This window comes from Kitasatospora cystarginea (genome assembly GCF_039533515.1).
Taxonomy (GTDB): Bacteria; Actinomycetota; Actinomycetes; order Streptomycetales; family Streptomycetaceae; genus Kitasatospora; species Kitasatospora cystarginea.
In genome coordinates, this window is record NZ_BAAATR010000075.1 from 1 (window position 1) to 14,286 (window position 14,286).

Below are 14,286 nucleotides of genomic sequence, written 5' to 3' on the forward strand. Positions count from 1 at the left end.
GTACCGCGGCATCCGCCAGCGACAACACCCCGGCCACGTGCGCCGCGGCCAGCTCACCGATCGAGTGACCCGCCAGGAAGTCAGGACGCACACCCCAGGACTCCAGCAGCCGGAACAGCGCCACCTCCACCGCGAAGATCGCCGGCTGGGTGTACTCGGTCCGGTCCAGCTCTTCGCCGCCGAACACCACCTCGTGCAGCGGACGCGCGAGATGCCCGTCCAGCTCCGCGCACACGGCGTCGAAAGCCTCGGCGAAGACCGGGAAGGTCTCGTACAACTCGGCACCCATGCCGAGGCGCTGGCTGCCCTGACCGGTGAACAGGAAGGCGGTCTTGCCCTCGACCGTCCTGCCCACGACGAGCTGCGCGGACGAGTTCCCCGAGGCCAGTGCGTCCAGGCCGCGGAGTACGCCGTCCCGGTCCTCGGCGATCACCACCGCGCGGTGGTCCAGGACGGCGCGGCTGGTGGCCAGCGAGTAGCTGACGTCGGCAGGCTCCAGGGCCGGGTGGGCCGCCAGGTGGTCGCCGAGCCTTGCCGCCTGCCCGCGCACGGCGGCGGCGGTCCGGCCGGAGAGCTGCCACGGCAGCACGGCCGGGGCGGGGCGGACCTCCGTCTCCGGGGCGGCGGGTGTCTCGGGGGCCTGCTCCAGCACGGTGTGGGCGTTGGTGCCGCTGATGCCGAAGGAGGAGACGGCCGCCCGGCGCGGGCGTCCGGTCTCCGGCCACGGCCGGCACTCGGCCAGCAGCTCGACGGCGCCGGCCGACCAGTCCACGTGCGGGGTGGGCTGGTCGATGTGCAGGGTCCGCGGCAGTACGCCGTGCTGCATGGCGAGCACCATCTTGATGACGCCCGCGACGCCGGCGGCGGCCTGGGTGTGGCCGATGTTGGACTTCACCGAGCCCAGCCAGACCGGTTGGTCCTCGGGCCGGTGCTGACCGTAAGTGGCCAACAGCGCCTGCGCCTCGATCGGGTCGCCGAGGGTGGTGCCGGTGCCGTGGCCCTCCACCGCGTCGACCTGGTCGGCGGTCAGTCCGGCGTTGGCCAGCGCCTGCTTGATCACGCGCTGCTGGGACGGGCCGTTCGGCGCCGTCAGACCGTTCGAGGCGCCGTCCTGGTTGACCGCGCTCCCCCGCACCACGGCAAGAACCGGGTGCCCGTTGCGCTGGGCGTCGGAGAGCCGCTCGACCACCAGCAGACCGACGCCCTCGGCCATGTTGGTGCCGTCGGCGCCGCCGGCGAACGACTTGCAGCGGCCGTCGGCGGCCAGCCCGCGCTGGCGGCTGAACTCGATCAGCGTGCCGGGGTTGGGCATCACCGTCACGCCGCCGGCGACGGCCAGGGTGCACTCGCCGGTCCGCAGTGCCTGCACCGCCAGGTGGAGGGCGACCAGGGACGCCGAGCAGGCGGTGTCCACGGTGACGGCCGGACCCTCCAGGCCGTAGGTGTAGGAGAGACGGCCTGACATCACGCTGGCGGTGTTGCCGGTGCCGAGGTGGCCCTCGAAGCTCTCGGCCGAGCGCATCAGGACCGGTGTGTAGTCCTGGCCGTTGGTGCCGACGAAGACGCCGGTACGGCTGCCGCGCAGGGTGGCGGGGTCGATCCCGGCCCGCTCGAACACCTCCCAGGAGACCTCGAGCAGCAGGCGCTGCTGCGGGTCCATGGCGAGCGCCTCGCGGGGCGAGATGCCGAACAGGGCGGCGTCGAACCGGTCGGCCTCGTGCAGGAAGCCGCCCTCGCGGGTGTAGGCGGTGCCCTGCGCGTCCGGGTCCGGGTCGTACAGACCCTCGATGTCCCAGCCGCGGTCGGTCGGGAAGCCGGAGATCGCGTCGCCACCGGAGGCCAGCAGCTGCCAGAGGTCCTCCGGGGAGTTCACCTCGCCGGGGAAGCGGCAGCCCATGGCGACGATCGCGATCGGCTCGCGGGCTTTCTCCTCCAGGCCGCGCAGTCGGTCGTGGGCCTCGTCGAGGTCCTTCAGGACGCGCTTGAGGTAATCGCGGAGCTTGTCTTCATTGGCCATCGGAACGCTGCCCATTCGAATCGTCGGGACACAGGCTGAGGGGGTTGCGGCACAGTGCGTCCAATGCGGTCAGCCCCTGCCGAACTTCTTGTCGATGTAGTCGAAGATCTCGTCGTCGGAGGCGTCGTCGTCGAGCGTGGCCGAACCGCCGTCCACCGCTTCGCTGTTGGCCTCGTTCCAGGTGGTGAGCAGGGCCTGGAGCCGGGCCGCGATCCGTCCGTGCGCGGTGTCGTCGGACAGGCCGGCCGCGGCGAGCGAGGCGAGTACGCCCTCCAGACGCCCCAGCTCCTCGAGGAGCTGCGGCTCCGCCTCGGTGGCGCCGGGCGCCACCTCGGCCCGAAGGTACTCGGCCAGCAGGGCGGGCGTCGGGTAGTCGAACACGAGCGTGGCCGGCAGGCGCAGCCCGGTGGCCGCGCCCAGCCGGTTGCGCAGTTCGACCGCGGTGAGGGAGTCGAAGCCCAGCTCGCGGAACGCCTGCCCGCCGCCGACCAGGTCCACCGAGGTGTAGCCGAGCACGGCGACCACGTGGTTGCGCACCAGGTCGAGCACCACCCGCTCCTGCTCGGCCGCCGACAGGTCGGCCAACTGCTGGGTCAGGGTGGCCGGTTCGGCTTCGGCGGTGGCGGCAGTCACCGCCGCGGCACGGCGTACCGGGACCCGGACCAGGCCGTGGAACAGCGTCGGCAGCGCGCCCGGAGTGGCTGCCAGGGCGCGCAGCACCTTCAGGTCCAGGTGCATCGGCACCAGCACCGGCTCGTCCGGCACCGTCAGGGCGGTGTCGAAGAGCGCCAGGCCCTGCTCGGCGGTCATCGGCAGCACACCGCCGCGCGCCGACCTGGCGAGGTCGACCTCGCTCAACCGGCCCGCCATGCCTCGGCGTTCCGCCCACATGCCCCAGACCAGGGAGACCGCGGTGAGTCCACGGGAGCGGCGGTGGCGGGCGAGCGCGTCCAGGAACACGTTCGCCGCGCCGTAGTTGCCCAGGCCCGCGCCGCCGAGGGTGCCGGCGGCGGCCGAGAAGAGGACGAAGGCCGCCAGGTCCAGGTGCTCGGTGAGCTCGTGCAGGTTGACCGCCGCGTCCACCTTGGGGCGCAGCACCCGGCCCACCCGCTCGGGGGTGAGTGCGCCGATCACGCCGTCGTCGAGCACCGCGGCCGTGTGGACCACCGCGGTGAGCGGGTGCTCGGCGGGCACCCGGGCCAGCAGCGCGGCCAGTGCCTCCCGGTCGGCCGTGTCACAGGCGGCGATGGTCGCCTCGGCACCCAACTCGGTGAGTTCGGCGGCGAGTTCCGCGGCGCCTTCGGCGGCGGGGCCCCGGCGGCTGGTCAGCAGCAGGTGCCTGACGCCGTGCTCGGTGACCAGATGGCGGGCCAGCAGGGCGCCCAGACCGCCGGTGCCTCCCGTGACCAGCACGGTGCCCTGCGGGTCGAGCGGCCGGGCCGCCGGGGTGTCGGCCGCAGCCTGGACCGGGACCCTCGCCAGCCTGGGGACGAGGGCCGTACCCGCGCGCAGCGCGAACTCGCTCTCGCCGGAGGCGATAACGGCCGGCAGTCCCGGCAGCAGGCGGCGGGAGTCCTCGTCGTCATCCAGGTCCAGCAGGACGAACCGGTCGTGGTTCTCGGTCTGGGCCGCCCGGACCATGCCCCACAGGGGTGCGTGGACCGGATCGGCCTCGGTGTCACCGGAAGTGACGACGGCTCCGCCGGTCACCAGGACCAGGCGGGTGGCGGCGAGCCGGTCGTCGGCCAGCCAGTCCTGCAGCAGGGCGAGGGTGCGGTGCGCGGCCGTGTGCACGGCGGGCACCAGGCCCGGTGCACCGCCGTCGGCCGCGGCGCAGGCCACCAGGACGGTGTCCGGAGCCGGACCGCCGTCCGCGACCGCCGCCGAGAGGGCGACCAGGTCCTGGTAGGAGTCGACCCGGGCACCGGCGGTCTCCAGGGCCAGGCCCAGCTTGAAGTCGTCGGCTCCGAGGACGGCCCAGTGGCCGCCGGCCGCCGCCGGCTGCGGGACGGCCAGCGGCGTCCAGTCCACGCGGAACAGCGCGTCGTGGTGGCCGGCCGCGTTCGGTCCGGCGAACTGCTCGGCCGAGACGGGACGCAGGACCAGGGACTCCACGGAGGCGACGGGCGCGCCCGTGCCGTCGGCCACGATCAGGGAGACCGCGTCCGGCCCGGCCGGGGTCAGCCGGACCCGCAGCTCGGCGGCCGAGGCCGCGTGCAGGGCGAAGCCGTTCCAGGCGAACGGCCTGCGGGCCTCGGGCTCCTCCTCGGTGGCAGTGCCGGCCCCGAGGGCCTGGGGCTGGAGCGCCGCGTCGAGAAGCGCGGGGTGCAGTCCGTACGAGTCGGCTTCCCCCTGCAGTTCCTCCGGCAGGCTGACCTCGGCGTAGATCTCGTCGCCGTGCCGCCACGCCCTGCGCAGTCCCCGGAAGGCCGACCCGTAGCACAGCCCGGCCTGCGCCAGCCGCTCGTAGTGGCTCTCGACCGGCAGCTCGACGGCGCCGGCCGGCGGCCAGTCGCCCGGGTCGAGCGGTGTCGCGGGCGCGGCGGCGACACCGAGGAGACCGACCGCGTGGCACGTCCAGGGTGCCGAGCCGGTGGCGTCCTCCGGCCGGGCGTACAGGCTCAGCGGGCGGCGACCCGAAGGCTCGGCTCCACCGACCACGAGCTGGAGTTGGAGGCTGCCCTCCTCGGGCAGGACCAGCGGGACGTCCAGCGTGAGTTCCTCGACCACGCCGCAGCCGACCTGGTCACCGGCTCGTACCGCCAGCTCCGTGAACACGGTGCCCGGCAGTAGGACGGTGTCGCCCACCGCGTGACCGGCCAGCCAGGGGTGCGTGCGCAGCGAGAGCCGCCCGGTGAACAGGAAACCGTCACGGTCCGGCAGTTCGACGGCCGCGCCCAGCAGCGGGTGCTCGGCCGGAGCCAGTCCGGCCGAGGCAACGTCCGCCGGCCCCGAAGCGGAGGGCTCCACCCAGTAGCGGCGGCGCTGGAAGGCGTAGGTGGGCAGGTCGACCCGGCGGGCGCCCCGGCCCGCGAAGACCGCTTGCCAGTCGATGCTCGCACCACGCACGTACGCCTGGGCGACGGCGGTGGTCAGCGCCTGCGTCTCGGGACGGCCCGTGCGCAGCACCGACACGAACGCCGCGTCCTCGCTCACGCCCTCCGGGCCCATCGCGGACAGGACCCCGTCCGGGCCCAACTCCACGTAGGTGCGGACGCCTTCGGCCTCCAGGGCCTGGACCGCGTCGTGGAAGCGGACCGCCTCGCGGACGTGACGCACCCAGTACTCGGGCGAGCACAGCTCCTCCGCCGAAGCGGTCCGGCCGGTCAGCATGGAGACGATCGGGATCCGAGGCTCGGCGAAGGCCAGGCCCTCGGCGACCGCACGGAACTCCGCGAGCATCGGCTCCATCAGCGGCGAATGGAACGCATGGCTCACCGTCAGCCGCTTGGTCTTGCGACCCTGCGCAGCCAGCTGCTCGGCGACCGCGACAACGGCCGCCTCGGCGCCCGAAACCACCATCGAGGAAGGCCCGTTGACCGCCGCGATGCCCACCTCGTCGGTCAGCAGCGGCAGCACCTCCTCCTCGCTCGCCTGCACCGCCACCATCGCACCGCCCGAAGGCAGCTGCTGCATCAGGCGGCCGCGAGCGGCCACCAGCGCAGCGGCGTCCGCCAGGGAGAGCACACCCGCGACGTGCGCGGCGGCCAGCTCACCGATCGAGTGACCCGCCAGCAGGTCGGGCCGCAGGCCCCATGCCTCGACCAGCCGGAACAGCGCCACCTCGATCGCGAACAGCGCCGGCTGCGTGTACCCGGTCTGGTCCAGCTCCTCGCCCGAGAACACCACGTCGCGCAGCGGACGGTCCAGGTACTGGTCCAGGTGCGCGAACACCTCGTCCAGCGCATCGGCGAAAGGCGGGAACGCCTCGTACAGCTCGGCGCCCATCCCGGCCCGCTGGCTGCCCTGACCGGTGAACAGGAACGCCGTCCGGCCCGCTACCACCGAACCGTGCACCAGGTTCCCGGCCGACTCACCCGAAGCCAGCGCGGCCAGCTCCCGGACTGCGACGTCACCGCCAGCCGCGACGATCACCGCCCGGTGCTCGAACGCGGCCCGCGACACCACCAGCGAGTGGCCGACGTCGGTCAGCGACAGCTCGGGCCGCTCCGCCAGGTGAGAGCGCAGCCGCGCGGCCTGCTCGCGCAGGGCCGACTCGGTGCGTCCCGACAGCAGGAGCGGGACGGCCCGACCGTCGTCCTGGGGGATGTCGGCGACCGCCGGGAGGGGTGGCGCCTGCTCCAGGACGGTGTGCGCGTTGGTGCCGCTCATACCGAAGGAGGACACCGCCGCCCGGCGCGGGCGGCCGGTCTCCGGCCAGGGCCGGGCCTCGGTCAGCAGCTCGACCGCACCCGCGGACCAGTCCACGTGCGGCGACGGCTCGTCGATGTGCAGGCTCTGCGGCAGTACGCCGTGTTGCATGGCGAGCACCATCTTGATGACCCCCGCCACGCCGGCGGCGGCCTGGGTGTGGCCGATGTTGGACTTCACCGACCCCAGCCACAGCGGCGAAGCCTGGTCGCGGTCCCGGCCGTAGGTGGCCAGCAGCGCCTGCGCCTCGATCGGGTCACCCAGGCGGGTGCCCGTGCCGTGCGCCTCGACCGCGTCGACGTCCTCGGCCGACAGTCCGGCGGAGGCCAGGGCCTGGCGGATGACACGCTGCTGGGAGGGGCCGTTGGGGGCGGTCAGGCCGTTGGACGCACCGTCCTGGTTCACGGCGGAGCCGCGGACCACGGCCAGGATCGGGTGTCCGTTGCGCCGGGCGTCGGAGAGCCGTTCGACCAGCAGCATGCCGACGCCCTCTCCCCAGCCGGTGCCGTCCGCGTCCGCCGAGAACGCCCGGCAGCGGCCGTCCTCCGCCAGACCCCGCTGGCGGCTGAAGGAGACGAACGCACCCGGCGTGGACATCACGGTGACACCGCCGGCCAGGGCCAGCGTGCACTCGCCGTTCCGCAGCGCCTGCACGGCCATGTGGAGGGCGACCAGCGAGGAGGAGCAGGCCGTGTCCACCGACACTGCCGGGCCCTCCAGGCCGAAGGTGTACGAGAGCCGGCCCGAGACCACGCTCGCGGCGTTGCCGGTGCCGAGGAAGCCGCCGAGCTCGTCGGAGGCGTCCATGGCGAGCTGGAGGTAGTCCTGGCCGTTGGTGCCGACGAACACGCCGGTCCGGCTGCCGCGCAGCAGCCCCGGGTCCATTCCGGCCCGCTCGAACGCCTCCCAGGAGGTCTCCAGCAGCAGACGCTGCTGCGGGTCCATCGCCAGTGCCTCGCGCGGCGAGATCCCGAAGAAGACCGGGTCGAACTCGGCCGCGTCGTAGAGGAATCCGCCCTCACGGGTGTAGGCGGTGTTGGCCTGGTCGGCGTCGCTGCTGAACAGCGCCTCCAGGTCCCAGCCGCGGTCGGTCGGGAAGCCGGAGATCGCGTCCGTGCCCGTCGACAGCAGCTGCCACATCTCCTCGGGCGTGGTGACCCCGCCCGGGAAGCGGCAGCTCATCGCGACGATCGCGATCGGCTCGTCCTCCGCGACGCCGTCCGGTACGGGCAGCGCGGCCTGGCCGGCGGCGGCGCCGAGCAGTTCGGCGTGCAGGTGGTCGGCCAGCGCGCGCACCGACGGGTAGTCGAAGACCACCGTGGCGGGCAGTGCCAACCCGGTCTCCGCGGCCAACAGATTGCGGAACTCGACGGCGGTCAGCGAGTCGAATCCCAGCTCGCGGAACGCCTTGCCGACCTCGATGCCCTCCGGGTTGCCGTAGCCGAGGACGGTCGCCACCTGGGTGCGCACCAGGTCGAGGAGTACGGTGTCGCGTTCGGCCTCGGTCAGGTCCACGAGCCGCTGCGCCAGCGTGGTCGAACCGCCGGCCACAGGCCGGTCGCCGTTGGCTTCGTCGATCGCCCGGCGGGCCTCCGGCAGCTCGTCGAGCAGCCGGCCGGCGCGAGTCGCGACGAAGGAGGGGGCGAAGCGCTCCCAGACGAAGTCGGCCGCGGTCACCGTCACATCGCCCGAGGACAGCGCCCGGTGCAGGAAGGTGAGGCCCGACTCCGGTGCCATGGCGGGCAGTCCGCCCCGGTTCAGGCGCTCCTCCAGGGTGCGGTCGGTGGCCATGCCGCTCTCGGCCCAGGGGCCCCAGGCGATGGAGGTGGCCGCCAGGCCATCTACGCGGCGCTGCTCGGCGAGGGCGTCCAGGAAGGCGTTGGCGGCGGCGTAGTTGGCCTGGCCGGCGCTGCCGATGACACCCGCGACGGAGGAGAAGAGGACGAATGCGGAGAGGTCGAGCCCGGCGGTGAGTTCGTGCAGGTTGAGCGCCGCGTCCACCTTGGGACGGGCCACGGCCGCGAACCGTTCGGCGGTCATACCGTCCACGACGCCGTCGTCCAGCACACCGGCGGTGTGGAACACCGCCGACACCTCGACGGACGCCAGCAGCTCCGCCAGCGCGGCACGATCGGCCACGTCGCAGGCCGCCACCGTGATGGTGACACCCGACTCGGCCAGCTCATCGCGCAGTTCGGCCGCACCGGGAGCGTCCAGGCCGCGACGGCTGGTCAGCACCAGGTGCTCGGCACCGTTGCGCGCCAGCCAGCGGGCGACCTGCGCCCCGAGGGCACCCGTACCACCGGTGACCAGGACGGTACCGCTCGGCTGCCAGTTCGGCGCGGTGGCGTCCGGCTTGGCGGCGCGCACCAGGCGACGGGCGAAGAGGCCGGAGGTACGTACGGCGACCTGGTCCTCGTCACCTGCCAGGGCGCCCGCCAGCCGTGCGAGGGCCCGCTCGTCAGCGGCTTCCGGAAGGTCGATCAGGCCGCCCCAGCGGTCTGGGTGCTCCAGGGCCACCACCCGGCCCAGACCCCAGATCTGGGCCTGCGCCGGACTGGCGAGCCGGTCGCTGCGGCCGGTCGAGACCGCGCCCCGGGTCACGCACCACAGCGGGGCGGGGATACCGGCGTCACCGAGGGCCTGCACCAGGGCCAGCGTCTCGGCCACGCCGCCGGACTGCGCCGGCAGCGCCAGCACGCCGGCCACCGGCTCCGGACCGGCAGCGTCCGCCAGACGTGCGGCGAGCTCGGTGCGGTCGGTGCCGAGCAGGATCTGGCGGACGTCCGCGCCGCGATCGGCCAGCAGCCGCGCTACGTCCGTCATGCTCTCCCCGGCCCGCCCGGACGGGACGGCCACCAGCCAGGTGCCCGACAGCACGGTGGCGGCCGGGTCGGCGACCGGCTTCCAGGTGGCCTGGTAGCGCCAGCCGTCCACGGTGGACTCGGCGCGGGCCTGCTTGCGCCAGGCGGACAGCGCCGGCAGCAGCGCGCCCAACTCGCGGTCACCATCGACCTGGAGGGTCGCGGCCAAGGTGTCCAGGTCCTCGCGCTCCACGGCCTCCCAGAAGCGCGCGTCCACCTCGTCCGCCGCGGTGACGGTCGTCCGGGCCGCCGGCTCCAGCCAGTACCACTCACGCTGGAAGGGGTAGGTGGGCAGGTCGATCCGGCGGGCGCCGCGACCGGCGAAGACCGCCTGCCAGTCGAGCCGCGCGCCGCGCACGTACACCTGGGCCAGGGCGGTGGTCAGCGCCCGTGCCTCCGGACGGCCCGCGCGCAGCGCCGGCGCGAAGAGGGCGTCCTCGGTCGCGCTCTCCTGGCCCATCGCGGACAGCACCCCGTCCGGGCCCAACTCCAGGTACGTACGGACGCCTTCGCGCTCCAGGGTCCGGACGGCGTCGTGGAAGCGGACCGCCTCGCGGACGTGGCGCACCCAGTACTCGGGGGTGTGCAGCTCGTCGGCGACCGCTCCGGTGAGGGTGGAGACGACCGGGATCCGCGGTTCGTGGAAGGTCAGGCCCTCGGCGACGGCGCGGAAGTCGGCGAGCATGCCGTCCATCAGCGGGGAGTGGAAGGCGTGGCTGACGGTGAGCCGCTTGGTCTTCCGGCCCTGGGCGGCGAGCTGCTCGGCCGCCGCCAGGACGGCCTGCTCGGCTCCCGAAATCACCACCGAGGCCGGCCCGTTGACGGCCGCGATGCCCAACTCGTCGGTGACGAACGGCAGGACCTCGTCCTCGCTCGCCTGCACCGCGACCATTGCGCCGCCCGAGGGCAGCTGCTGCATCAGGCGGCCGCGAGCGGCCACCAGCTTGGCGGCGTCCGCCAGCGACAGCACCCCGGCGACGTGCGCGGCGGCCAGCTCGCCGATCGAGTGGCCCGCCAGCAGGTCGGGCCGCAGGCCCCATGCCTCGACCAGGCGGAACAGCGCCACCTCGACCGCGAACAGCGCGGGCTGGGTGTAGCCGGTCTGGTCGAGCTGCTCGCCCGCGAACATCTCCTCGCGCAGCGGACGGTCCAGGTGCCGGTCCAACTCCGCGCAGACGGCGTCGAGAGCGGCGGCGAACGGCGGATACGCGTGGTACAGCTCCTGGCCCATGCCGAGGCGCTGGCTGCCCTGACCGGTGAACAGCAGAGCGAGCTTCCCTCCGCTCGCCGAGCCCCGGACGATTCCGGCGGCCGGCTCTCCGGCCGCCAGCGACCGCAGCGTGCGGACGAGTTCCTCACGGTCCTCGGCCACCAGCAGCGCCCGGCGCTCCAGGGTGGCCCGGGTGGTCGCCAACGAGTAGGCGACGTCGGCGAGTTCGTCCTCGCTCCGGGTCTCGACGAAGGACAGCAGCCGCTCCGCCTGGGCCCGCAGCGCGTCTTCGCTCTTCGTGGACAGCAGCCACGGCAGCACGGCGGAGCGTCCCGGCTCCGCGGCGGCGACCTCCGGCTGCTCGGCGGTCTCGGGGGCCTGCTCGATGATGGTGTGGGCGTTGGTACCGCTGATGCCGAAGGAGGACACCGCCGCCCGGCGCGGGCGTCCCGTCTCGGGCCAGTGCCGGGCCTCGGTGAGCAGTTCGACCGCGCCGGCGGACCAGTCGACGTTGGGCGACGGTTCGTCCACGTGCAGGGTCTGCGGCAGGATGCCGTGCCGCACGGCCATCACCATCTTGATGATGCCTGCGACGCCGGCGGCGGCCTGGGTGTGGCCGATGTTGGACTTCACCGAACCCAGCCACAGCGGCGAGGCCTGGTCGCGGTCCCGGCCGTAGGTGGCCAGCAGCGCCTGGGCCTCGATCGGGTCGCCCAGGGTGGTGCCGGTGCCGTGCGCCTCCACGGCGTCGACCTCGTCGGCCGACAGTCCGGCGGAGGCCAGGGCCTGGCGGATGACGCGCTGTTGGGAGGGGCCGTTGGGGGCGGTCAGGCCGTTGGAGGCGCCGTCCTGGTTGACGGCGGAACCACGGACCACGGCGAGGACCGGGTGGTTGTTGCGCCGCGCGTCGGAGAGGCGCTCCACCAGCAGCATGCCGACGCCCTCACCCCAGCCGGTGCCGTCGGCCGCGGCCGCGAAGGACTTGCACCGGCCGTCGGCGGAGAGGCCGCGCTGGCGGCTGAAGTCGACGAAGGTCTCGGGTGTGCCCATGACGGTGACGCCGCCGGCCAGCGCCATGGTGCACTCGCCGCCTCGCAGCGCCTGGATCGCCCAGTGCAGCGCGACCAGGGAGGAGGAGCACGCGGTGTCGACGGTGACCGCCGGGCCTTCCAGGCCGAGCGTGTAGGCGACGCGGCCGGAGGCGATGCTGCCGGAGTTGCCCGTGCCGAGGTAGCCCTCGACGCCGTCCGGGAGTTCGCCGATCGCCGTGGCGTAGTCGTGGTACATCACACCGGCGAAGACGCCGGTCCGGCTGCCGCGCAGCGTGGCCGGGTCGATGCCGGCGCGTTCGAACGCCTCCCAGGAGGTCTCCAGCAGCAGGCGCTGCTGCGGGTCCATCGCGACGGCTTCGCGCGGCGAGATCCCGAAGAACGTCGGGTCGAACAGGCCCGCGTCGTGCAGGAAGCCACCTTCGCGGGCGTACGAGGTGCCCTGGTGATCCGGGTCCGGGTGGTAGAGGTTGTCCAGGTCCCAGCCACGGCCGGCCGGGAAGCCCGAGATCGCGTCCCGCGCCTCGAAGACCAGCCGCCACAGGTCCTCGGGCGACTCCACGCCGCCCGGGTAGCGGCAACTCATCCCGATGATCGCGATCGGCTCGTCGTCCAGGACCGCGACCGGGGCGGCGACCGATGCCTCGGTCTCCTCGCCGACCAGCTCCGAGCGCAGGAAGGCGGCCAGTGCGGCGGGCGTCGGGTAGTCGAACACCAGCGTCGCCGGCAGCCGCAGACCCGTCGCACCGTTCAGCTCGTTGCGCAGTTCGACCGCGGTCAGCGAGTCGAAGCCGAGCTCCTTGAACGCCCGGCCCGCCTCGACCGAGGTGGTGTCCGGGTAGCCCAGGACGGACCCGACGCGGCCGCGGACCAGGTCGAGCACCGCCTGCTCGCGTTCGGTGGCGGGCAGGGCCCGCAGCCGGCCGGCCAGCTCCGAGCCCGCCGCCGGAGCGGAGCGCACGGCGCGGCGGACCGGGCCGCGGACCAGTCCGCGCAGCAGCGGCAGGACCTCGCGGCCGTCGTCCGCCCGGAGCGCGGCCAGGTCGAGCCGCATCGGGACCAGGGCCGCGTCGACGCCGGCAGCGGCGCTGTCGAACAGGGCGAGGCCTTCGGCCGCGGAGAGCCCCTGCACGCCCGAGCGGGCCATCCGGTCGACGTCGCCGCCGGCGAGCGCGGCCGCCATACCGGTCGCCGTGCCGGCGCCCTCGGCCCACAGCCCCCAGGCGAGGGACACGGCCGGGAGGCCGGCGGCGCGGCGCCGCTGGGCGAGGGCGTCCAGGAAGACGTTGGCGGCGGCGTAGTTGGCCTGGCCCGGGCCGCCGAAGGTGCCGGCGGCGGAGGAGAAGAGGACGAAGGCGGTCAGCTCGAGATCGGCGGTGAGCTCGTGCAGGTTCCAGGCCGCGTCCACCTTCGGGCGCAGCACGGTGTCGATCCGCTCGGGGGTGAGCGAGGAGACGATGCCGTCGTCGAGGACACCGGCCGTGTGCACCACACCCGTCAGCGGGAACTCCGCCGGCACCGAGGCCAGTACGTCCGCCAGCGCCGCACGGTCAGCGACGTCACACGCCGCCCAGGTCACCTCGGTGCCCGACTCGCGCAGTGCGGCCGTCAGTTCCGCAGCGCTCTGGGACCCGCCGCCGCTGCGCGAGACCAGCAGCAGGCTGCGTACGCCGTGCTCGGCAGCCAGATGACGGGCGACCAGACCGCCGAGGGTGCCGGAGGCGCCCGTCACCAGGACGGTACCGTCGGTGCCGAACACCGGTGCGGCGGTAGATGCTTCGACGCGTGCCAGGCGCGGGACCTTCACCCCGCCCGCACGGATGATGAACTCCGGCTCGCCCGAGGCGAGCGCGCCCGCCAGGAGTTCGCCGGTGCCGTCCTGGGCGTCGAGGTCGGCCAGGACGAAGCGGTCCGGGTTCTCCGCCTGCGCGGAGCGCAGCAGGCCCCAGACCGGGGCGTGGGCCAGGTCCTCGCCGCCCGCCGCCGCGCCACGGGTCACCAGGACCAGGCGGGAGTCGGCGAACCGCTCGTCGGCCAGCCACTCCTGGACGACGGCCAGCACCCCGTGCAGCACGGCGCGGGCGGTTGACGGAAGGTCGTCGGTGGCCACCGGATCCAGCGCGAGGAACACCTCGTCGGGAACGGACCCGCGCTCGTCGGCGGCAGCCCCCAGGGCGGCCAGGTCGGTGAAGCACTCGACACCGGTTCCGGTCGGGTCCGTGCCGAGGGCGGCCCAGCGGCCCGCGGGCGCGGCCGGGACCGGGAGCGAGGTCCACTCCACCCGGAACAGCGACTCCGTGTAGCCGCCGCGCACCTGCTCCACGGAGACCTCGCGCAGCACCAGCGACTCGACCGAGGCGACCGCCTGACCGGTCTCGTCGGCGAGTTCCAGCGAGACGGCGTCCGTGCCGGTGCGCGAGAGCCGTGCCCGCAGGGCGGCGGCGCCCGAGGCGTGCAGGGTCACACCGTTCCACGAGAACGGGAGCCGGCCTCGTCCGGTGTCCTCCAGCAGGTCGACGGTGCCCAGCACGTGCAGTGCCGAGTCCAGCAGCGCCGGGTGCAGGCCGAAGGAGGCCGCGGTGTCGCGCGCGTCCTCCGGCAGCGCCACCTCGACGAACACATCGTCGCCCGACTGCCAGGCGGCGCGCAGGCCCTGGAACACCGGACCGTACCCGAAGCCGGCAGCGGCCAGCCGCTCGTACAGGTCCTCGACCTCGACCGCGACCGCCCCGGCCGGGGGCCACTCCCCCAGCTCGAACGATGCCACGGCCGCAC

2 protein-coding genes are annotated in these 14,286 nt (G+C 74.1%); both read right to left on the reverse strand.

The features are described from left to right. Positions 1–2,038 (reverse strand): type I polyketide synthase (locus ABD369_RS38430; protein ID WP_425557874.1); only part of this gene is annotated, 2,038 nt, incomplete at its 3' end. 48 nt (positions 2,039–2,086) lie between these two features. Further along, on the reverse strand, positions 2,087–14,286 hold a 12,200-nt coding region (locus tag ABD369_RS38435; RefSeq protein WP_344641292.1), incomplete at its 5' end, for a type I polyketide synthase.